Annotated in this window: 15 protein-coding genes; 10 read left to right on the forward strand and 5 right to left on the reverse strand. The window is 72.4% G+C overall.

Going from position 1 to position 22,717, the window contains the following annotated elements:
- Positions 1–17 precede the first annotated feature (17 nt).
- The 5 genes from ACZ4VT_RS10650 to ACZ4VT_RS10670 all read left to right on the forward strand — a co-directional run bounded on the left by ACZ4VT_RS10650 (position 18) and on the right by ACZ4VT_RS10670 (position 4,210).
- A complete protein-coding gene (locus tag ACZ4VT_RS10650) occupies positions 18–902 on the forward strand; it encodes a 3-hydroxyacyl-CoA dehydrogenase family protein (RefSeq protein ID WP_467948367.1) in 885 nt (294 codons plus the stop codon).
- A gap of 64 nt (positions 903–966) precedes the next feature.
- Positions 967–1,218, forward strand: a complete 252-nt coding sequence (locus tag ACZ4VT_RS10655) for an acyl carrier protein (protein ID WP_467948369.1) — start codon at positions 967–969, stop codon at positions 1,216–1,218.
- A 19-nt stretch (positions 1,219–1,237) separates the two neighbouring features.
- The gene (locus tag ACZ4VT_RS10660) at positions 1,238–2,374 is read left to right on the forward strand and encodes an acyl-CoA dehydrogenase family protein (RefSeq protein ID WP_467948371.1); all 1,137 of its coding nucleotides are present in this window, start codon (positions 1,238–1,240) and stop codon (positions 2,372–2,374) included.
- On the forward strand, positions 2,371–3,408 hold the full coding sequence (locus ACZ4VT_RS10665; RefSeq protein ID WP_467948373.1) for an HAD-IIIC family phosphatase: 1,038 nt from the start codon (positions 2,371–2,373) through the stop codon (positions 3,406–3,408). Before ACZ4VT_RS10660 ends, ACZ4VT_RS10665 begins: the two co-directional genes overlap by 4 nt.
- A gap of 61 nt (positions 3,409–3,469) precedes the next feature.
- On the forward strand, positions 3,470–4,210 hold the full coding sequence (locus ACZ4VT_RS10670) for an SDR family oxidoreductase (protein ID WP_467948374.1): 741 nt from the start codon (positions 3,470–3,472) through the stop codon (positions 4,208–4,210).
- 93 nt (positions 4,211–4,303) lie between these two features.
- On the opposite strand, the gene ACZ4VT_RS10675 is transcribed toward ACZ4VT_RS10670, so the two are convergent.
- From ACZ4VT_RS10675 to ACZ4VT_RS10695, 5 genes are all read right to left on the reverse strand, one after another.
- Positions 4,304–5,314 carry a hypothetical protein gene (locus ACZ4VT_RS10675; RefSeq protein WP_467948375.1) on the reverse strand — a complete coding sequence of 337 codons (1,011 nt, stop codon included), beginning with the start codon at positions 5,312–5,314 and terminating at the stop codon, positions 4,304–4,306.
- Positions 5,302–5,979: a DUF5819 family protein gene (locus ACZ4VT_RS10680; protein ID WP_467948377.1), complete on the reverse strand. Its 678-nt coding sequence runs from the start codon at positions 5,977–5,979 to the stop codon at positions 5,302–5,304. The genes ACZ4VT_RS10675 and ACZ4VT_RS10680 overlap by 13 nt, the downstream gene beginning before the upstream one ends.
- Positions 5,976–6,194, reverse strand: coding sequence for a tautomerase family protein (locus tag ACZ4VT_RS10685; RefSeq protein WP_362804437.1), 219 nt, complete (start codon positions 6,192–6,194; stop codon positions 5,976–5,978). The genes ACZ4VT_RS10680 and ACZ4VT_RS10685 overlap by 4 nt, the downstream gene beginning before the upstream one ends.
- Before the next feature lie 16 nt (positions 6,195–6,210).
- Positions 6,211–7,467 (reverse strand): DegT/DnrJ/EryC1/StrS family aminotransferase, encoded by a 1,257-nt coding sequence (locus ACZ4VT_RS10690; RefSeq protein ID WP_467948378.1) that lies wholly within the window; start codon positions 7,465–7,467, stop codon positions 6,211–6,213.
- 153 nt (positions 7,468–7,620) lie between these two features.
- Entirely contained in the window at positions 7,621–9,255 is a 1,635-nt protein-coding gene (locus ACZ4VT_RS10695) for a (2,3-dihydroxybenzoyl)adenylate synthase (protein ID WP_467948380.1), read from the reverse strand.
- A 267-nt stretch (positions 9,256–9,522) separates the two neighbouring features.
- On the opposite strand from ACZ4VT_RS10695, the gene ACZ4VT_RS10700 reads away from it, so the two are divergent.
- From ACZ4VT_RS10700 to ACZ4VT_RS10720, 5 genes are all read left to right on the forward strand, one after another.
- A complete protein-coding gene (locus ACZ4VT_RS10700; protein ID WP_467948381.1) occupies positions 9,523–9,714 on the forward strand; it encodes a phosphopantetheine-binding protein in 192 nt (63 codons plus the stop codon).
- A gap of 72 nt (positions 9,715–9,786) precedes the next feature.
- On the forward strand, positions 9,787–10,848 hold the full coding sequence (locus ACZ4VT_RS10705) for an LLM class flavin-dependent oxidoreductase (RefSeq protein ID WP_467948383.1): 1,062 nt from the start codon (positions 9,787–9,789) through the stop codon (positions 10,846–10,848).
- A complete protein-coding gene (gene solA / locus ACZ4VT_RS10710; protein ID WP_467948384.1) occupies positions 10,845–11,990 on the forward strand; it encodes an N-methyl-L-tryptophan oxidase in 1,146 nt (381 codons plus the stop codon). Before ACZ4VT_RS10705 ends, solA begins: the two co-directional genes overlap by 4 nt.
- Positions 11,991–12,016: 26 nt before the next feature.
- Positions 12,017–18,457 (forward strand): amino acid adenylation domain-containing protein, encoded by a 6,441-nt coding sequence (locus ACZ4VT_RS10715; RefSeq protein WP_467948386.1) that lies wholly within the window; start codon positions 12,017–12,019, stop codon positions 18,455–18,457.
- Positions 18,450–22,652, forward strand: a complete 4,203-nt coding sequence (locus ACZ4VT_RS10720) for a type I polyketide synthase (RefSeq protein ID WP_467948388.1) — start codon at positions 18,450–18,452, stop codon at positions 22,650–22,652. The genes ACZ4VT_RS10715 and ACZ4VT_RS10720 overlap by 8 nt, the downstream gene beginning before the upstream one ends.
- The last annotated feature ends 65 nt before the right edge of the window (positions 22,653–22,717 follow it).

The following is a 22,717-nucleotide window of genomic DNA, read 5'->3' on the forward strand; positions in this document are numbered from 1 at the left end:
AACGCAACGACATAGGCATGGAGGAGAACGTGGAAGCACTGCGTACGGTCGGCGTGGCCGGCGCCGGGGTGATGGGCCGCGAGGTGGCCCAGGTACTGGCCCAGAACGGACTGGACGTCATCCTCGTCGACATATCCGAGGAGGCGCTGACGGGGGCCCGCACCGCCATCGAGCAGAAGGTCCGCTTCCAGCGGCTGCTGGGCGCCGGCGGACCGGTGGTGCCGGTGGCCGAGGTACTGAAGCGCATCACCTTCACCACCGACTACAGCGGGTTCACCGAGGTGGACTTCGTCATCGAGAACGTCACCGAGGACTGGGAGACGAAACAGCGGGTGTACGCGGAGATCGACCAGCTCTGCCCGGAGCACGCGGTCTTCGCGGTGAACACCTCGTGCATCCCGATCACCAAGGTCGGCGGCTCGGTGTCGCGCCCGGACCGGGTCATCGGCACCCACTTCATGAACCCGGTCACGCAGAAGCCGGTCGTCGAGGTGATCCGGGGGCACCACACCTCGGAGGCGACCATCGACACCACGCGGCGGCTGCTCGCGGCGATGGGCAAGGAGGGCATCGTCGTGAACGACGCGCCCGGCTTCGTGTCCAACCGCGTCCTCATGCTGACCATCAACGAGGCGGTCTTCCTCCTCCAGGACGGTGTGAGCACCGCAGAGGACATCGACCGGATCTTCGTGACCTGCTTCGGCCACACGATGGGACCGCTGGAGACGGCCGACCTGATCGGACTGGACACGATCCTGCTCTCGATCGAGGGCCTGTACGCGAGCTTCGCCGACAGCAAGTACCGGCCGTGCCCGCTGCTGCAGCGGATGGTCCACGCGGGCCTGCACGGACGCAAGAGCGGTCGCGGTTTCTACGACTACGGCGGCCGGGCCACCGCCTGACCGGGCCCGCCCCGCCTCCTTCTTTTTGCTTCTTCCCACCGCACACCATCACAGAGAGGTCCCGATGGACGCCATCAAGTCCGCCACCAGGGAATTCATCGGCAAGTACGTGCGCAACCGCGAGCTCGCCGACAGCGACGACCTGTTCGCCTCCGGGTACGTCAACTCGCTCTTCATCATGCAACTGGTGATGTTCGTCGAGAGCGAGCTGGCGACCCCGGTCGCCGACGACGACCTGGAGATGGACAACTTCCGCAGCGTGGACGCCGTGGCCGCCTTCGTGGCGCGCAAGGCGACGGCCGGGCATGCCGCCTGACGGCCACGGGGGACGCACGATGCAGTTGACGGCACGGCAGGAGAGCCTGTTCGCGGAAGCCCGGTCCTACGTGGCACAGGACATCGCTCCGTACGCCGGATCATGGGACGAGAACCAGGCCGTGCCCGAGGAGGCCGTCACCGGATTCGCCGCGCGCGGCCACCTCGGCGCACTGGTGCCCCGGGAGTACGGCGGCGCCGGGCTCGACGCGGTCTCCTTCGGTCTGCTGAACGAGGCGGTCGGCTACGGCTGTTCGTCGATGCGCAGCCTGCTGACCGTGCACAGCATGGTGGTGCACGCGGTGACCCGTTGGGGCAGCGAGCGGCAGCGCGCCCACTGGCTGCCCCGCCTCGCGAGTGGCGAGAGCGTCGGCGCCTTCGGCCTCTCCGAGCCCGAAGCCGGCAGCGACGCCGGGCGGCTGCGCACCACCGCGGAACGCCTGCCGGCGGGCGGCTACACCCTGACCGGGCACAAGATGTGGACCACCTTCGGGCAGCGGGCGGACGTCTACCTGGTGTTCGCCCGCCTGGACGGTCAGATCACCGCGTTCCTCGTCGGACGCGACGCGCCCGGGCTGGAGGTCGTGCCCGTCACCGGCATGCTGGGCACCCGGGCCTCCCTCCTCGCCGAGCTGCGGATGGAGGACTGCCGGGTGCCGGCCGACGCCGTCGTGGGACGGCCCGGATTCGGTCTGGCCGCGGTGGCCACCAGCGCGCTCGACATCGGCCGGTACAGCGTGGCGTGGGGGTGCGTCGGCCTGCTCGCCGCGTGCGCGGACGCGTCCATGGCGCACGCGGACGAGCGCGTCCAGTTCGGCAAGCCCCTGGGCGAGCACCAGCTGGTGCGCCGCATGATCGCCGACATGGTCACCGACACGACCGCGGCCCGGCTGCTGTGTCTGCGGGCGGGCCGGCTGAAGGACGCCGGCGACCCGGCGACCGTGGACGCGACCTGGATGGCCAAGTACTTCAGCTCGGTCAAGGCGTTCCGCGCGGCGGCGGACACCGTACAGATCTTCGGGGCCGCGGGCTGCGCGGAGGGCCACCCGGCCCAGCGCATGCTGCGGGACGCGAAGGTCATGGAAATCATCGAAGGAAGCACCCAAGTGCAGCAGGACTACCTGGCGCAGGCCGCTCTGCGGGAGCGTGCCCTGTGAGCGAGACCCGCAAGACCGTGAAGTGCGTCGTGTGGGACCTGGACAACACCGTCTGGGACGGTGTGCTCCTGGAGGACGAGCAGGTCACGCTGCTGCCCGGCGTCGCCGACACGATCCGCACCCTCGACGCGCGCGGCGTCCTCCACTCGATCGCCAGCCGCAACGACCACGCGGCGGCCATGGCCCGGCTCGAGGAGCTCGGCCTGGCCGAGTACTTCCTGCACCCGCAGATCAACTGGGGTGCCAAGTCCGCGTCCTTGCGCTCCGTGGCCGAGGCGCTGAACATCGGCCTGGACGCGATCGCCTTCATCGACGACCAGCCCTTCGAGCGGGACGAGGTCTCCTTCGAACTGCCGCAGGTGCGCTGCCTGGACGTCGCCGTGCTGCCCGAACTGACGCGGATGCCGGAACTGATGCCGCGGTTCGCCACGGAGGACTCCCGGCGCCGCCGCGAGATGTACCGGGCGGACCAGGTCCGCAAGGAATCCGAGGAGAAGTTCGACGGCGCCCAGGACGAGTTCCTGGCCGGCCTGGGCATGCGGTTCGAGATCACTCCCGCGGGCGCGGCCGACCTCCAGCGCGCCGAGGAACTCACCGTCCGCACCAACCAGTTGAACACGACCGGCGTCACCTACTCCTACGAGGAGCTCGATGCCTTCCGCACCTCGGACCGCCACCTCCTGCTGACCGCCTCCCTGACCGACCGGTACGGCCCGTACGGAACCATCGGACTGGCCCTGGTCGAGACCGGCGAGGAGGACTGGCACCTCCGGCTCCTGCTGATGTCCTGCCGGGTGATGTCGCGCGGCGTGGGCACCGTCCTGATCAACCACGTCAAGCGGCGGGCCCGGGACGCGGGCGCCCGTCTGATCGCGGACTTCGTGCCGACCGACCGCAACCGGATGATGTACGTCTCCTTCAAGTTCAACGGCTTCGACGAGATCTCCCGCGAGGACCGCCTGGTCCGGTTCGCCGCCGACCTGTCGTCCATCCCCCCGGACCCCGCGTACCTCGAGGTCCGGGCGTCCGCCTGACCCGGTTGAGGCGGCCGGCTCCCGCCTCGTCACACCCGTTTTCGCACACCTAGGACACATCGTGACTCTCTCCCAGAAGAAGGCGCTGGTCACCGGAGGCTCGCGCGGCATCGGCCGCGGGGTCGTCGAGCGGCTCGCCGCAGAAGGCGCCGACGTGGCCTTCACCTACCGCGAGCGGGAGGCGCAGGCCAAGGAGGTCGTGGCGGCCGTCGAGGCCGCGGGCCGCACCGCGCACGCCATCCGCGTGGACCTCACCGAGGTCGCCGAGGTGCGCCGCACCGTGCGGGAGGCACACCGGCTCCTGGGCGGTCTGGACATCCTCGTGAACAATGCCGCGGCGGCGGCCACCGCGACGCGCATCGACGCGACGACGGAGGAGCAGTTCGACGGGGCGATGGCGGTCAACGCCCGTGCCGTGTTCTTCGCCCTCCAGGAGGCGTCGCGGCTGATGAACGACGGCGGCCGCGTCATCAACCTCTCGACCGCCAACACCGCGCTGCCGGTGCCCGGCGTGGCGCTGCACGCGGGCAGCAAGGCGGCCGTCGAGCAGTACACCCGCGTGGCGGCCCAGGAGCTCGGCCCGCGCGGCATCACGGTCAACGCGATCTCGCCCGGTGCCACCGACACCGAGCTGCTGCGGGCCAACATCACCCAGGAGGGCATGGAGCTGGCCGTCAAGATGACGCCGCTGGGCCGGATCGGCGAGCCCGCGGACATCGCCGGCGTGGTGGCCTTCCTCTGCGGCCCGGACGGCGGCTTCGTCAGCGGCCAGAACCTGCGCGTGACCGGAGGCATGGTCTGATCACACCGCGCTGATCACACCGCGTCCCGCAGACGCCGAGAGCCCGACAGGTCGGACGACCTGTCGGGCTCTCGGCTGTTCCGGGACGCGGACTCAGGCCGCGCTCAGCTCCTTGGCCGCGGGTTCCCCGGCCTTGTCCGTGGGCGCCTCGCGCTCGCGCCGTACCGCCAGGCGCTCGCGCCACGGCCGGACGCGCCGGAAGAGCGCCTCGTAGTCGGCGTCGCGCAGGATCACGGCGTCGACGGCCATCATGACGAGGCCGAACGACATCAGGCCCATGCCGGCCATGATGCCGATGTGCATCCCCGCGATGCCCAGGACGACCCCCTCACGCAGCCAGCGACGTGAGGTGAACGCCGCCGGAAGGACGAGCAGTTGCACGACGATGACGAAGTAGGTGACCAGCGTCGTCAGCACCACGCTGTCCATCAGCTGGGGGAAGGCCGAGCTGTACGTGTACTGCCAGACGTTGCTGATGTAGTACAGCGCCGTGCCCTCCTGCCACTGCGGCGCGGCCACCTTCCACAGGGCGGAGACGACGTAGACCACGCACGCCTGGAAGACGATCAGCACGGCCGCCGTGTTGTGCAGCGAGGTGCGCAGGTGCGGCCGGCCGGCGCGCTGCTCCAGCCGGGCGCGGACGCCCTTCGCCAGGGGGCTGAAGCGGGCGTTGACCGTGGCGCCCATCAGCAGGATCAGCACGATGCCGGTGAGTGCGTCGCCGCCTTCCCACAAGGTGTAGTTGCGGTGGTGGATGGAGGTCATGAACACCGCGTGCACGATCGTCAGGCTGCGCGAGCCGAGCACCGTCCACGCGAGGGAGACCACCAGCCCGGCGAAGAACACGAGGTTGAACCAGGTGCCGCTGTCGCTGAGCGCGTACAGCGAGAAGATGTGCTTCTCCTCGACCAGGGCCTTGAAGCCCGCGAAGCCGGAGTAGCCTTCCGGCCCCCAGAGGAACTCCCGGTAGGGGATGTTGGAGACGTAGTACAGCGTGGTGCTCAGGCCCAGCAGGATGCGGCAGAGCGAGAGGCCGACGAGGTACTTCGGATGGCTGGAGACACCGCGCAGCGCACGCGCGGCGAACTTCTTCAGCTTGTCCATGGCTGGGCTCCAGGCTGGTAGTCGAACCATCCGAGGTCGGTGAACACCTCGGGGCGAGGCTGCTCGGGCGAGTGGCGTGCGGCGAAGCGCTGCACGGGCGTGTACGTGTAGTAGGCGCGCAGCCGGGTGATCCTGCCGTCCAGGTGGAGTTCGTCCACCAACGGCGACAGGACGGTGGCCGCGTCCTTCTTCGCCGCCTCCCGCAGGGCCGTCAGCTCGCTCTGCTGACCGGAGAAGTCGGAGAGGGCCTTCCTGCGCGCCTCGTCGACGGCGGCCTCCTTCTCGTGCAGGCTGCCCTGCTCGACGCCGAGGTACAGGCCGACCGCGCCCATGCGGTTCGGCGCGAGGCGGATCTCGCGCGCGGTGCCGGCCATCTTGCGGGACAGCGACGCCGGCTCGGTGGTGTGCGTGCCGGCCGCGTTCTCGTACTCGACCTGGTAGAAGACCTCGCCGTTGTAGTCCACCGAGTACGGCGCGAGGAGCATCCAGCTCTGCCGGAAGTAGGTGTCGGCGACGGGTGCCACCGCCTTGTACGCCTCGGTCCGCGCGGGCGAGACCGGGGCGTTGACGATGAGCGTCATACCGACGAACGCCAGACCGAGCAGGGGCGGCAACCCCATGCTCAGCAGCCTCCACCGGCTCGTTTCGGCGCGTGGTGCCGTCATGACCGGGGCTCCTCCTCCTGCGCGGCGGGCCGGGGGCGGGTGCTGCCGCCGATGCCCCAGAGATGGGCGGGGACCGGGGTGAGGACGATCCACGTCTGGTCCCGGATTTCCTCACCGAACACGTTCACCGTCGCCTGGGTGAGCTGTTCGACCAGCTCCCGTTCGGTCTGTTCGGTGAGGCGCTGTTCGAAGATCTTGACCTCGATGAATGGCATGGTGGGTCCTGTCTGTTCAGACGGCGGCGGCCGCGGCGCCGCCGGGGTTCGGGGTCGCGCCCGTGACGGCGGTGAGGGCGGCGGTCAGGGCGTCGACGAGGTGATCGACCTGGGAGTCCAGCAGTCCCGGGTGGCAGGGCAGGTTCATGTGCTGCTCGAACCAGAGCCGTTCCGCGACCGGGCACTCGCCGGGACCGTGTCCGCGGAAGCGCCACTCCGGCGTCAGGTGCAGGGGGAAGTAGCGCAGCTGGACCTCCACGCCCCGCTCGTCGAGCTCGCGCAGCAGCGCGTCGCGCATCTCGCGGTCGTGTACGAGGAAGGTGTAGAGGTGGTAGGCGTGCCGGACGCCCTCCGGTACGGCGAGCGGCCGGGCCTGCGGGAACGCCGAGACGACCTCGTCCAGCCGGCGGGCGATCAGCCGGCGGCGTTCCACCAGCTCGTCGAGGCGGTCGAGTTGGGCCAGACCCACCGCGGCCGCCGCCTCGGACATCGTGGCGTTCGTGCCGGCGTTGCGGATGCCGGAACAGGCGCGGTCGTAGATCTCGTCGGCGAACATCATCCACGGCAGCGCGGCCGGCGCCGCCGCGGGGTCCGCCCCGTGCCGGACGTAGTCGCCGTCCACCTCGTTGTTGCGGTAGCGGCCCACCCGCTCCGCCCAGTCGTCGCGCTCCAGGGTGATCATGCCGCCCTCGCCGAGGGTGGTGATGTTCTTGGTGGAGTGGAAGCTGAAGGTCGAGATGTCGGCCAGCGAGCCGGGCCGGCGGCCGTGGTAGTCGGCGCCGAGCGCGTGGGCGCTGTCCTCGATCACCGTGATCCCGCGGGGCCGGGTGAGCTTCATGACGGCGTCCATGTCGGCCGGGCAGCCGCCGTAGTGGACCAGGATCACCGCCCGGGTCCGGTCGGTGAGCAACGGTTCCAGCGCGGCCGGGTCCATGTTCAGGGTGAGCGGGTCGATGTCGCAGAACCTGACCTCGACGTTCAGGTCGAGGAGCGGCTGGATGCTGGCCTGGAAGGTCTGCGGTGTCACCACGACCTCGTCGCCCGGCGCCAGGTCCAGCAGCCGGATGGCGATTTCCAGGGCCACGGTCCCGCTCGTCACCGACAGGGCGTGCCGGGCGCCGACGTAGCGGGCGAAGGCTTCCTCGAAGGCCTCCCGCCACCCCCCGGCGGAGAGCGTGGCGCCGGAGGACACGAGCTGCCCCAGGACGTCCAGTTCGCGTTCGCCGATGACGCTGCCTCGACGGCCGCCCGGCACGGCGTAGCGTTGCTGCATGCGGAGGTACCCCCATGACTGAAAGGCGTCCCGCACCGTGCGGGACGTGGGCTGATGGGTGCCCGCGTGACGGGGCCGGCGGTGTGGGGCACGCGGGCGTTCGTGGCCGTACGGCCGATGTCGTCCCGGCCCGGTGCGGGCCGGGCCCGGCTGTCAGCCGGCGGTGGCCATGCGCTGCGCGAGTTCCGCGGACAGCGCCTTCTTGTCGACCTTGCGCAGTCCCGTCAGGGGGAAGGCGTCGATCACCTCGAGGCGGTCCGGGAGCTTGTACTCCGCCAGTCCGCGGGCCCGCAGCAGGCGCTTGAGCTCGGGTAGGCGGGGCGGTTCACCGGCGGGGACGATGAAGGCGCACACGCGCTCGCCCATGAGCTCGTCGGGCATCGCCACCACCGCCGCCTGCTGGATCCCCTCGTGCGCGGCGGTGACGTGCCGCTCCACTTCGGTCGCCGAGACCTTGTCGCCGCCTCGGATGATGACGTCCTTGACCCGGCCCTGGACGACCATGTCCCCATCGTCGGTGAGGCGCACGAGGTCACCGCTGCGGTAGAAGCCGTCCTCGGTGAAGGCGCGGGCGTTGTGCTCCTCGGCCCGGTAGTAGCCGGGCAGGGTGTACGGCCCGCGGGTCAGCAGCTCCCCGGTCTCGCCGTGGGCGACGGGGCGGCCCTCGGTGTCCACCACGCGGATCTCGTCCGCGGGGGAGATGGGCCGGCCCTGGGTGGTGAGCACCCGGTCGAGGGGGTCGTCGTAGCGGGTGAAGGTCAGCAGGCCCTCGGCCATCCCGAACACCTGCTGGAGCCGGCAGCCGAGGGTCGGGGTGACGCGTGCGGCCACCTCGGGGTGGAGTTTGGCGCTGCCGATCTGCAGGACCTGGAGACTGCTCAGGTCCCGCTCGCTCCACTCGGCGGCGTCCAGCCACATGTGGGCGATGGTCGGCACGCACGAGGTCATGGTGACCCGCTCCCGCTCGATGAGCGCGAAGCACTCGTCGGGGTTGGGCGTCCTGGCCAGCACGACCGTGCCGCCCTTGCTCAGGGTGCCCAGCACGCCCGGGCAGCCCCAGGTGAAGTTGAACTCGATCGGCAGGACGGCGAGGTAGACGGTGTCGCCGTCGAGCTCGCAGACCTCCGAGGCCGCGCGGATCTGGTAGCCGTAGTCCTCGTGGGTCCGCGGGATCAGCTTGGGGAGCGCGGTCGTGCCGCCGGACAGCAGGAAGAAGGCGGCGTCCGCCGGGTCCGCGCCGGCCGGCGCGTCCTGGGCCGGGACCGGGGCCCCGGTCGCCCACAGCTCGTCCAGTGAGCTGTGGGGGCCGGGGTCACCGAGGACGAACACCTCGCGCAGGGTCGGCACCGAGGCGAGGACCTCCGTGGCCAGTTCGCGGTGGTCGAAGCCCTGGTGGACGTCGGGCACCACGTAGGCGGCGGCGCCGGAGTGCGCGCACAGGTGGCTGATCTCGTTGTGCCGGTGCGCGGGGAGCGCGAAGACGGGCAGTGCGCCGAGCCGAAAGAGACCGAAGCAGACGGCGACGAACTCCGGGGTGTTGGGGAGCTGGACCACGATCCGGTCGCCCGGCCGGATGCCGCGCGAGGCGAAGCCCGCCGCGAGCCGGTCCGCCCACGCGTCGAGCTCGGCGTACGTGACACGCCGGTCGCCGCCGACGAGGGCGGTCCGGCCGCCGTACGCGGCCGCCCAGCCGCGCAGCAGCTGCCCCAACGTCTCCCCTCGCCAGTACCCGGCCTCCCGGTATGCCGCCGCGGTGGCCTCAGGCCAGGGAACGCATCCGTCAAGCATTTTAGGTCCTTTTCTCCAGCCATCGCAAACGACGGCTTCCGAGGCTGATATTTTGGTGATGTTAACCGAGGCCCCAAGGTTCGGAAACCGCGAATATCGGACGCTTTAGGATGCGACGCAGTACATCAATAGCTCTTCTTAAGAGTCTTTTTAGAGGTGGCGGCTAGGATCCATTCAAGTCAGTCGTCAGACGGATCCGAACGGTGCGGTGCAGCGAAATTGAGTAACCAGGGTGTAATTCCGGAGAACAAGCCTGAGCTGCAGCGTATGCTCGCAGAGCGGCTCGGGGTCAATCCATCCGAAGTGGTGGACGACGTCAATCTCCAGGATCTCGGCATGGACTCGATCGGCGTCATGGGTATCGTCTCAAGCTGGCAGCGGAACGGCCTTCAGGTCGACATCGCCGAATTCACCGCAGCGCCCAGCCTCAAGGCCTGGTGGCAGCTCATCTCCCCGTAGTTCCCGGGATGGTCCCGCGGAACGAAACATGTCATCCATCAGTAATCCATCGGAGTCATGATGCAATTCGGCGTGAATTTCTTTCCCGTTGTCGACCCGGCGAAGAAGAGCGCGAGCGACTACTTCGACGAGGCCCTGAGGCTGGTGAGCCTGGCCGAGGAGCTCGGCTTCGAGCACGCGCAGTGCGTGGAGCACTACTTCTCCCCGTACGGCGGCTACATGCCCGACCCGGTCACCTTCCTCACCGCGGCCGCCGCGCGCACCAGCCGGATCCGCATCGGCACCGGAGCGGTCATCCCCGCATTCACCCACCCGCTGAAGCTGGCCGGCAAGCTCGCGATGCTGGACAACCTCTCCCACGGGCGGCTCGACGTGGGCTTCGGCCGTGCCTTCCTGCCGCAGGAGTTCGAGGCCTTCGGCATCGACATCGACGAGAGCCGGGCGCGGTTCGCCGAGGGCGTCGAGGTCTGCCGTCGCCTGTGGTCGGAGCGCGACGTGGTGTGGGAGGGCTCCTTCCACCGGTTCGGGCCCGTCACGATGCTTCCGGAAACCGTGCAGAAGCCGCACCCGCCGATCTTCATCGCCTCTGCGATGAGCCCCGACTCCTGCGCCGCCGCGGGCCGTGCCGGCCACCACCTCCAGGTGGTGCCGTCCGTGACCTCCCGCGAGCAACTCCAGTCGATGCTGGCGGGCTACCGCGAGGCCTGGCGGGAGGCCGGCCACCCGGGCACCCCGCGCATCCAGATCAAGTACACCTGCTACGTGGCCGAGGACCGTGCCACGGCGCTCGATCTCGCCGAGACGTTCGAGGTCAACTACGTCGAGCACATGGCCGAGGCGGTGGCGAGCTGGGGCCGGACGCGCAGCGACGCCTACCAGGGCTACGAGAAGTTCGTGGAGAAGGTCAAGAAGTACGACTTCCGGCAGTCGCACGCCGACAACAAGGTGCTGGCCGGGACCCCGGACGAGGTGCGCGAGCAGATCGCCGTGCTCGTCGACTGGTTCGGCGCCGACCCGACGCTCAGCCTCCAGTTCAACCCCGGCCACATGCCCTACGAGGACGCCGAGCGCGCCATGAAGCTCTTCGCCGAGCACGTGATGCCCGCGTTCACCGGCCTGGAGCACACCGTATGACCCACGCCCTCGACGCCGACGTCGCGGTGGTGGGCCTGGGTGCCTGGGGCTCCTCCGCCCTGTGGCAGCTGGCCTCGCGCGGTGTGCGGGTGCTCGGCTTCGAGCGGTATGGCCTGGGCCACCCCTTCGGCGCGTCGCACGGCGGCAGCAGGATGTTCCGCGTCACCTGTCTGGAGCACCCCGCTCTCGTGCCCCTGGCGAAGCGGTCGCGGGAGCTGTGGCAGCAGCTGGAAACCCTCACGGGCCGCACCCTCTTCGACCAGGTGGGCGCGGTCCTCATGGGCCCCGCGGACGGACACATCGCGGGCGGTTCGCTGCGGGCCGCCCGGGAGCACGACCTGCCCGTGGACACCCTGACCGCCGCCGAACTGAGCCGGTGGCTGCCCCAGCACGCGGCCTTCCAGGACGGCGACATCGGGGTCCGCGAGCCGGAGGCCGGGCTGATCAGGCCGGAGGAGGCCGTCCGGGCCGCCGTCGGCGCGGCGGCCGCGGCCGGTGCCCGGGTCTTCACCGACACCCGGGTCACCGAGGTCGAACCGACCGCGGACGGGGCGGTGGTCCGCACCCCCGTCCGCGACTTCCGGGTCGGCCAGGTCGTGGTGACGGCGGGCCCCTGGCTCGACACGCTCGTACCCGGTCTGCCCCTGGAGACCGTGCGCGTCCCCCAGACGTGGTTCCGGCCGACAGGCGACCCCACGCCCTTCACCCTCGACCGGCTGCCGCCCTTCATGCGGGAGCTCGGCGGGCGCGGCGCCATCTGGGGCCACGGTTCCCGCGGCGGCCCCGACGTCAAACTCGGCCTGGAGGACGGCGGAAGCGCCTTCCGGGTCACCCCCGCCGACGACTGTGACCGCGGAGTCACCCCCGAGGACTGGACCGCGGTGGCGGGCCTGCTGTCCGAGGCCGTCCCCGGCATGGGGGCCGCGCCCTCGCGCACGGAGGTCGGCATGTTCGCCCGCACCCCCGACGGACAGTTCCTCATCGGCCGGCCGCACGGCGACCCGCGACTGGTCATCGGCGGCGGCTGCAACTTCCACGGCTTCAAGCACTCCACCGGCATCGGGGAGGCGCTGGCCGACATCGTCCTCGGCCGGCAGACCAGCTGTCCGCTGGACTTCACCGATCCCAACCGATTCCTGTAAGTCCTCGCCGGGAGAAAGTCTCAAGCATGCGTGACAGGGAAGAGACGCGCCGGCCGCTCACCGGAGCCCAGCTCGGTGTGTGGTTCGCCCAGCAGGTCGATCCTGCCAACGCGGCCTACAACACCGCCCAGTACGTCGAGGTCGAAGGCCCCGCCGACGCGGCCCGCCTCGAGCGGGCGCTGCGGCGCGCGCTGGCCGAAACCGATGCCCTCAACATGCGGTTCGCCGTGCACGACGGGCAGCCCTGGCAGCTGCCGGCACCGACGGCCGCCGAGCCCTGCCTCGACGTGGTCGACCTGAGCGCCGCGGCCGACCCGGCGGCCGCCGCCGACCGCTGGATGCGCGAGGACGCCGCCACCACCGTGGACCTGCTGCGCGGACCGCTGTTCCGCAACGCCCTGCTCGTCCTCGGATCCGACCGGTTCCGCTGGTACCTGCGCTGCCACCACGCCCTCCTGGACGGGTACGGCTTCCAGCTGCTGGCCGCGCGCACCGCCGAGATCCACACCGCCGAGGCGGCCGGGACCGAGCCCCGCCCGCGCTGGTTCGGCGCCCTCGGCGACCTCGCCGACGCCGAGGCCGACTACCGGTCGTCCGAACGCTTCGGGGCCGACCGCGCCTACTGGGCCGAGCGGATGGCCGGCGCCCCGGACGCCGTCACCCTCGCCCGCCGGCCCTTCGACGGCCCGGCCGTCGACCCCCTCACCGCCGGCCCCGCCCGCGTCCCCGCCGGTCAGCGGGAGGACCGGGCCGACCTCGTGATCGCCGCGCTCGCGGGCTATCTGCACCGCATGACGCAGGCCGAGGACATCACGCTGGGCATCCCCGTGGCCGGACGCTGGGGCGTCGCCGCCAAGACCCCCGGCGTCGTCGTCAACGTGCTGCCCCTGCGGCTGTCGGTGCCGCGGGGCATCACCGTCGCCGCCCTGCTGGCGCACACCTCCGAGCGGTTGCGCGAGCTCCGCCGCCACCAGCGGTACCGCAGCGAGGACGTCCTGCGCGACCTCAGCATGGTCGGACGGCAGCTGACCGGTCCGCTGGTCAACTTCAAGTACTACGACCGGGAGCTGAACTTCGCCCAGGGCCGGGCGACCGTCGCCACGGTCGCCCCCGGCCCCATCGACGACCTCTCCGTCGTCGTCGGCGACGACCCGGAGACCGGCGTCCTCACCGTCGCCTTCGAGGCCAACCCGACCCGCTACGACGAGGCGGAACTCGCCGCCCACCACCGGCGGTTCACCGGATACCTCGCCGCCCTCGCCGAAGCGGCCCCCGGCACCCCGCTCGGCCGGGTACCCGTGCCCGCCGCGGCCCCGCGCCCCGCCGCCGGCCCCACACCGGTCCCCGCACCGCGCGGCGCCACCCTCCACGAGGCCTTCGAGGCGCAGGCCGCACGCACGCCCGACCGCACCGCGGTGACCAGCGGCGAGACCCGACTCGACTACCGGCAACTCAACGAGCGCGCCAACCGCCTCGCGCGTCTGCTGCTGAGCCGGGGCCTGGGCCCCGGCCGGCTCGCCGCCCTGGCCCTGCCGCGCGGCGCGGACCTGGTGACCGCGCTGCTCGCCGTACTCAAGACGGGCGCGGCCTACCTGCCGCTCGACCCCCAGTACCCCGTGGACCGCCTGCGGTTCACGCTCGACGACGCCGCACCGGCCCTGGTGCTCTCCGACGCCGCCGGCGCCGACCGCGTGCGCGGCGGCGCGGACCTGCTGCTCCTGGACGACCCGGCGGTCACCGCCGAGCTGAACGGGCTTCCCGGTACCGGCCTGAGCGCCGGGGAACGCCCGCCCGGCGCCGGCCCGCAGAGCCTGGCCTACGTCATCTACACCTCCGGCTCCACCGGCCGGCCCAAGGGCGTGGCGGTCACCCACCACAACGTCCTGCGCCTCTTCCAGCGGACGGACCACTGGTTCGGCTTCGGCCCCGAGGACGTGTGGACGCTCTTCCACTCCTACGCGTTCGACTTCTCCGTGTGGGAGATCTGGGGACCCCTGCTGCACGGCGGGCGCCTCGTCGTGGTGCCCTTCGACACCAGCCGCTCCCCGGCCGACTTCCTGCGGCTGCTCGTCCGGGAACGCGTCACCGTCCTCAACCAGACCCCCTCGGCCTTCTACCAGCTCGTCGCGGCCGAGCGGGAACGCCCGGACCTCTCGGGGCGGCTGGCGCTGCGCTACGTCGTCTTCGGCGGCGAGGCGCTGGAGACGCACCGCCTGGAGGACTGGTACGCCCGCCACGGCGACCACGCGCCGCGCCTGGTCAACATGTACGGCATCACCGAGACCACCGTGCACGTCACCTACGCCGCCCTCGACCGCGAGACGGTGCGCGCCGCCCGGGGCAGCGTGATCGGCGAGCCGATCCCGGACCTCGACGTGTACGTGCTGGACCGCGAGCTGCGGCCGGTGCCGGAAGGCGCCACCGGCGAGATCTACGTGGCCGGCCCGGGCCTGGCCCGGGGCTACCTCGGACGCCCGGGTCTGACCGCCGAACGCTTCGTGGCCGACCCCTTCGGCGCCCCCGGCAGCCGGATGTACCGTACCGGCGACCTGGCGTGCGTCCTCGACGACGGCAGCCTGTACCACCTCGGGCGGGCGGACGGCCAGGTGAAGATACGGGGCTTCCGCATCGAACCCGGCGAGATCGAGGCCGCGTTCGAACGCCACCCGGAGGTCGGCCAGGCCGCCGTGGTCGTCCGTGAGGACCGGCCCGGCGACAAGCGTCTCGTGGCGTACGTGGTGCCGGCGGCCGGCGCGCGGCCCGACGCGGCCGGGCTGCGCCGGCACGCGGCGCGGATCCTGCCCGCACACATGGTCCCCTCCGCCGTCGCCCTGCTCGACGCGCTGCCGCTGACCGCGAACGGCAAGCTCGACCAGCGGGCCCTGCCCGCGGCCGCCTTCTCCGAAGCCTCCGCCGGCACCCCCGCGGCGGCCGGGGACACCTCGCGCGAGGCGACCGTCGGCACGCTGTTCGCCGAGATCCTGGGCCTCCCCGCGGTCGGTCCCGAGGACAACTTCTTCGACCTGGGCGGACACTCGCTGCTCGCCGCCCGGCTCATCTCCCGCATCCGGACCGAACTGGGCGTGGAACTCGCCATCGGCGCGCTGTTCGAGAACCCGACGGTCGCCGGGATCGCCGGCCTCCTCGGCGACGCGGACTCGGCCGTGCCCGCCCTGCTGCCGGCGGCGCGCCCCCACCGGGTGCCGCTGTCCTTCAGCCAGAGCAGGCTGTGGTTCCTCAACCAGGTCGAGGGCCTTTCCGCCACGTACAACGTCCCGCTGGCGATCCGGCTGTCCGGTCCGCTCGACGGGAAGGCGCTCGACGCCGCCCTGGGAGACGTGATCGACCGGCACGAGAGCCTGCGTACGGTCTTCCCGCAGACCGGGGGCGTCCCGCACCAGCACGTCCTGCCCGCGGGCGACCGCCCGGTGGGGACGGTCGTCGTCGAGTGCCCGCCCGAGGAGCAGCCGGACCGGATGCGGGCGGCCCTGGCCCAGGGCTTCGCGCTGGAGAGCGAGCTTCCGCTGCGGGCCTTCCTGTTCCGCACCGGACCCGCCGAGCACACGCTCCTCGTGGTGATGCACCACATCGTCGCGGACGGCTGGTCCGTCACCCCGTTCACCGGGGACCTCGCCACCGCCTACGCGGCGCGGTGCGAGGGCCGCGAGCCGCTCTGGCCGGCCCCGCTGCCCGTGCAGTACGCCGACTACGGCCTCTGGCAGCGTCGGGTACTGGGCGACGAGCGGTCCCCCGACAGCCGGATGGCCCGGCAGCTCGCCCACTGGACCGAGCGGCTGGCCGACCTGCCGGAGGAACTGTCGCTGCCCACCGACCGGCCCCGCCCGCTCGCGGCCGGCCACGGCGGCGCCACGGTGGGCGGCCGGGTGGACTCCGCACTCCACACGCGGCTGACACGCCTGGGGCGGGACCGCGGAGCCACCCTCTTCATGGTGCTCCACGCCGGTCTCGCGGCCCTGCTGACCCGGCTGGGCGCGGGGGAGGACATCCCGCTCGGCACCCCCGTCGCGGGCCGCGGCGACGAGGCGCTGGACGAGCTCGTCGGATGCTTCGTCAACACCCTCGTCCTGCGCACGGACACCTCGGGCTCGCCGACCTTCAACGAGCTGCTCGACCGGGTCCGCAGCACCGACCTGGCCGCCTACGCGCACCAGGACCTGCCCTTCGACCGGCTGGTGGAGGTCCTCAACCCGCCCCGGTCACTGGCCCGGCACCCGCTCTTCCAGGTGATGCTGGCCCTGCGCGAACCGGCCCGGGACATCACCGGCATGCCCGGCCTCACCGCCCGCGTGCAGCCGTGCGACACCGAGACCTCGCGGTTCGACCTGTCCTTCGTGTTCGCGGAGGCCACCGGGGAGGACCGGGCGCCCGGCGGCATCGACTGCTCGCTGCAGTACAGCAGCGACCTCTTCGACCGCGGGACCGCGGAGCGGCTGCTGGCCCGCCTCGTGCTGCTGCTGGAGGCGGCGGCCGACGCTCCGGACGTACCGGTCGGCCGACTGGAGATCCTCACCCCCCAAGAGCGGGAGGACCTGCTGGAGGGCTGGCAGGGGCCGCGGCGTGAGATCGCGGACACGACCGCCGCCACGCTCTTCGAGAACCAGGCGGCCCTGGTCCCGGACAAGACGGCCGCCGTCTTCGAGGGCGAGAGCCTGACCTATGCCGAGCTCAACGCCCGTGCCAACCGGCTCGCCCGCCACCTCGTCGGGCAGGGCGTCGGACCGGAGCAGGTGGTCGCGCTGGCGGTGCCGCGCTCCCTGGAGATGGTCGTCGGCATGCTCGCCGTCTTCAAGGCCGGGGCGGCCTACCTCCCCGTGGACCCCGACTATCCCGCCGACCGCATCCGCTACATGCTGGAGGACGCGCGCCCCTCCCAGGTGCTGACGACCACCGCGGCCGCCCACGTGCTCCCCGGCACGTCCGCCCCCCTCCTCCTGGACTCCCCGGAGACCGCCTCCCGCGTGGCGGCCCTGCCCGCCACCGATCTGACGGACGGCGAGCGCCACACCCCGCTGCTCCCCGGACACCCGGCGTACGTCATCTACACCTCGGGATCCACCGGGCGGCCCAAGGGCGTGGTGGTCTGCCACACCGGCATCCCCAGCCTGCTCGCCAACCAGATCGAACGGTGCGCCGTCGGACCGGACAACCGGGTGCTGCAGTTCGCCACGGCGAGCTTCGACGCCGCCTTCTGGGACGTCGCCATGGCGCTGTTCACGGGGGGCACCCTCGTCCTGGCCCCCGCCTGGCGACTGCTGCCCGGACCCGAGCTCTCCCGGCTGGCCGCCGCCCACGACATCACCCACGTGACGCTGCCGCCGTCGGTGCTGGCGATGCTGCCCGTGCAGGGCGGCCTGCCGGCGTCCACCACGATCGTCGTGGCGGGCGAGGCCACCCCGGCCGATCTGGTCGCGCGGTGGTCGCACGGCCGGCGGATGGTCAACTCCTACGGACCCACCGAGATCACGGTCTCCTGCGCGATCAGCCCGCCGCTGGACGCGACCGGGGAGCTGCCGATCAGCCCGCCGTCGATGAACACCCGCCTCCACGTCCTGGACGCCGGACTGCGGCTGCTCCCGCCGGGCGTGCCCGGCGAGTTGTACGTGGCGGGCCCGGGCACGGCCCGCGGCTACCTGGGCCGCCCCGACCTCACCGCACTGCGCTTCGTGGCCGACCCGTACGGTCCGCCCGGCAGCCGCATGTACCGCACGGGGGACCTCGCCCGCCGGCGTCCCGACGGCCGACTGGAGTTCCTCGGCCGGGCCGACGACCAGGTCAAGATCCGTGGCTTCCGGGTCGAACTCGGCGAGATCGAGGACGCGTTGAGTGTCCGCGAGGACGTCGTCCAGGCGGCGGTCGTGGTCCGCGAGGAGGGGCCCGGCGATCAGCGGCTGGTGGCCTACGTGACGGTCGCCCCCGGCGGCGCCGCACCCCAGGAGCTGCGGGCGTGGCTGGCCTCGTCGCTGCCCGACTACATGGTCCCGTCGATCGTCGTCGCGCTGGAGGAGATGCCGCTCACCCAGTCCGGGAAGATCGACCGGGTCGCGCTGGCCGCGCGCCCGGTGTCCTGGACGACGGGCGCGGCCTCGTACGTGGCGCCCGGCGAGGGGCTGGAACGCCGCATCGCCGAGGCGTGGTGCGCGGTGCTCGGCCTGGAGAGGGTCGGCACCCAGGACAACTTCTTCGACGTCGGCGGCCACTCGCTGAGCCTGATCGCCCTGCAGCAGCGACTCGTCGAGGAGCTCGGCCGCCCGGTCCCGGTCGTGGACCTGTTCGCCCATCCCACGGTGGCCGCGCTCGCCGCGCACCTGGCCACCGCCGCCGACGGTGAGCCGGCGGCACGGAGCGGCAACGCCGACCGCGCCCGGCAGCGCGCCGGACTCCAGCAGAAGGCCATGGCTCGCCGGGCCGCCAACAGGAACGGAAAGGGAGCGCAGCGCAATGGCTGACGACTTGCAGACGGTGCGGGACCTGGACATCGCCGTCGTCGCGATGGAGGGCCGCTTCCCCGGGGCCCGCGACGTGGAGGCGTTCTGGGCCAACCTGGTGGCCGGCGAGGAGTCCGTGCGGCCGGTCGGCGACGAGGAGTACCTCGCCGCGGGCGGCGACCCGGCCGCGCTCGACGACCCCTACCTGGTCAAGGCCGCCGCGGCGATGGACGGTGCCGACCTCTTCGACGCGGACTTCTTCGGCCTGCGGGCCGAGGAAGCCGAGATGATGGATCCGCAGCAGCGGGTCTTCCTGGAGGTCTGCCACCACGCCCTGGAGCAGTCGGGCCACGACCCCGACCAGTTCGACGGGGTGATCGGCGTCTACGGCGGTGCCAGTCAGAGCAGGTACTACCTGTCCCACGTACGCCCCCGCTTCGACGAGTCCACCGACCCGCTGCGCGCCTGGTCGGCGTCCATGGGCAACGACCCCGGCGTCTTCGCCACCCGCGTCGCCTACGCGCTCAACCTGACCGGGCCCGCGCTGACCGTCCAGACGGCCTGCTCCACCTCGCTCACCGCGATCCACCTCGCCTGCCAGGACCTGCTGTCCTACCGCTGTGACGTGGCGCTCGCCGGCGGCTCGTCGATCAATCCGTCCGCCAAGCGGGGCTACCGCTACACCCCCGACGGCCCCTTCTCGCCCGACGGCCACCTGCGTGCCTTCGACGCGCGGGCCGAGGGCATGGTGCCCGGCGACGCCACGGCCGTGGTCGTCCTGAAGCGGCTGACGGACGCGGTGGCCGACGGCGACCGCATCCGGGCCGTCATCAAGGGCACCGCGGTCAACAACGACGGCAGCCGGAAGGTCGGATTCACCGCGCCCAGCCCGCTGGGCCAGGCCGAGGTCGTCCTCGCCGCCCACGCGGCCGCCGAGGTCGACGCCGACACGATCGGTTATGTGGAAGCCCACGGCACGGGCACCCCGGTCGGCGACCCGATCGAAGTCCAGGCGCTCACCCAGGCGTTCGCGGAGAGCACGCAGCGCACGGGATTCTGCGCCATCGGCTCGGCGAAGACCAACGTCGGGCACACCGACGCCGCGGCCGGCGTGGTGGGCCTGATCAAGGCCGCCCTGGCGGTGGAGCACGGGAAGCTTCCGCCCACGCTCCACTACACGTCCCCCAACCCGCTCATCGACTTCGGCTCCTCCCCCTTCCGCGTCCAGGACCGCCTCACCGCTTGGCCGGCCGGTCCGACGCCGCGCCGCGCCGGCGTGAGCTCCTTCGGCATCGGCGGGACGAACGCGCACGCCGTCCTGGAGGAGCCGCCCGCGCTCCCGGCGCGCGAACCCGGCGAGGACTGGGTCCTGCTGCGCTGGTCGGCCAGGTCCGCCGCGGCCGCCGACCGCCTCGGCGCCCTGCTGGGCGACCACCTCGCCCGCACCCCGGAACTGGCGCTCGGCGACGTGGCACACACCCTGCGCGCGGGCCGCCGGACGTTCCCGCACCGCCGGTTCGCGGTCTGCCGCGACCGGGACCAGGCCGTCGCGCTCCTCGGTGCCCCCGGGTACGCCGCCGCACCGCCCGCCGACGGCCCGGCCGAGCGGCCCGTCGCCTTCCTCTTCCCGGGCGGCGGCGCGCAGTACGAGGGCATGGGCCGCGGACTGTACGAGAGCGAGCCGGTCTTCCGGGAGACGCTGGACCGCTGCGCCGCCATCCTGGAACCCGTCCTGGGCTTCGACGTGCGTGCCGCTCTGCACCGCGGTGAGGAAGGGCCCCGTTCCAGCCTGCTGCCCGGGCTGGTCGCGACCGAGTACGCCCTCGCCACCCTGCTGATGTCCCGGGGGGTCCGCCCGCAGTCGCTCATCGGGCACTCGGCGGGCGAGTACACGGCCGCCTGTCTGGCCGGCGTGATGTCCCTGGAGGACATGCTGCCGCTGGTCGCCAAGCGGCAGTGGCTCCTGGAGCGGGCGGGCGGGGTCGCGGTGAGCGTCCGGCTCGGCGAGCGCGACCTCGGCGCCTGCCTCACCGACCGGGTCTCCCTCGCCACCGTCAACGCCCCCACCCTGTGCACCGTCTCGGGCCCGGAGGAGGACATCCGGGAACTGGAGACGCGCTGGGACGCCGACGGCGTCGAGTACCAGCGGGTCCACTTCCCCAGTGCCGTGCACTCCTGGTTGCTCGACTCCATCCTGGACGACTACGCGGCCGAGCTCGCCAAGATCACCCTGCGCCCCCCGGCCGTGCCCTTCGTCTCCAACGTCACGGGTACGTGGATCACCGACGCGGAGGCGACCAGCCCCGACTACTGGCTGCGGCACACCCGCCGGACCGTGCGCTTCGCCGACGGACTGGCGGCACTGCGCGCGAGCGGGGAACCCGTACTCGTGGAGGTCGGACCGGGCCGGATCCTGACCCGCTGCGCCCAGATGCAGTTCGGCGACGCCGTGCCCACGGTGGAGACCATGCGCCACCCGCGCGCCGATCAGCACGACCAGCAGGTGCTGCTCACCGCGCTGGGCCGGCTCTGGCAGCTCGGCGCCGGGCCGGCGCGGGACGGACAGAGCGGCCAGGACGGAGCGGACCGGCCCGACGGCCGCCGTGTCCCGCTGCCCGGCTACCCGTTCGCACGCGAACGCCACTGGCTCGACGAGGTCCGCCCGGCCGCCCCCGCCGCCGGCCGGGGTCCGGCGCGGGACCTGGCGGACGCCGAACGCGAACTGCGGCGCAGCACCGCGGTGACCACGGTGGCGCCGCGACTGCGCGACGACTTCGACCGGCTCGCCGCGCTGCGCGCCACCGCGTTCCTGCGAACGGCGGGTGTGGACACCACGGCGGGCCGCCGCTACACCCGTGAGGACCTCATCGGCCACCTCCGGCCCGTCGGGCCCTACGGCAAACTGCTCGACGCCCTGCTGCACATGCTCCACGAGTCGGGCGTACTGGCCCGGGAAGGCGACGAACTGCGGTTCACCGGCAGCGGCACCGACGCCGCGGAGCAGGAACGGCTCACCCGGTCCGTGACCGAGCGGCTCCCGTCGCTGGCGAAGGACCTCGACCTCCTGGACACCTGCCTGGCAGCCTGCGCGGACGTGGTGCGCGGCGCCACGGACGGCACCGCCGTGCTGACCCCCGACGGTCGCGCGGACCTCACCGCCGCCGTGCTCGAAACCCACATGGACGAGGGCGACTTCGCCCTCTACCGCACCCTGCTGGCCGAACACCTCGCGGAACTCGCCCGCGCGGCGGGCGGCCGTCCCTTCCGGATCCTGGAGGTGGGCGCCGGACGGGGGCGGCTGACCTGGGACGTGGCCGAGGCCCTGCGGGGCATTCCCGGAGTGCGCTACCAACTCACCGACCTGGGCCGGTCCTTCGTGCTCGAGGCCGAGCGCGAGGCCGTACGGCGCGGAATCGACTTCATGTCGTTCGGCGTGCTCGACGTGACGCGGCCGCCGGCACCCGGCGCGCCCGGCGAACCCTTCGACGTGGTGCTCGCCTTCAACGTGCTGCACATACCGGCCGACCTGCGGGACTGCGTACGCCACGTCCAGCGGCTGCTGGCCCCCGGCGGCCGGCTGTACGCACTGGAGACCGTACGGATGCCCTGGGCGTCGGAGCTTTCCGTGGGGCTGCTCCCGCAGTGGTGGGCGTTCGCCGACGACCTGCGCCGGCATTCGCCGGTCCTGCCGGCCGCCGGCTGGCGCGAGCTGCTGGCCTCGGAGGGCTTCGAGGACGTGCGGGTCCTCAGCGACGAGCGGGAGGAACGGCCGCTGATCCCGCATGCGCTCATCGCCGGCCGCCGGCCCGCCGCGAACGCCCAGGAGCCCGCCGCGCGCACGGCCGCCCCGCCCGACCGGACGCGGGGGGAGTCCGATGCGCGAAGGCAGCCGCGGCCCGCCCTCCGCGACACCCACCGCGCCCCGTCGACCGACACCGAACGGATCGTCGCCCGGCACTGGGAGGAGCTCCTGCGCGTCGACGGCATCGGGGCCGACGACAACTTCTTCGACCTCGGCGGGGAGTCCCTGCTCGCCCTGCAGCTCGTCAAGCGGCTGCGCGACGAACTGGGCGTCGAGCTGCGGGTGAAGAAGCTCATGGAGAACCTCACCGTCGCGGCGATGGCCGCCGAGGCCGACGCGCTGCGCGGCCGCGCGGACGTGGCTGCGGCCCCCCGGATCTCCCGCAGTGCCCGCCGGGGGCGGCCCGCCGGCTGACCGCCCGCCCCCACCGCCGAAGTCCCGTCCGAGTCCCGAACCACCGGCGCAGAGCCGGGTGCTAG

It is taken from the genome of Streptomyces sp. NPDC029164, assembly GCF_055563995.1.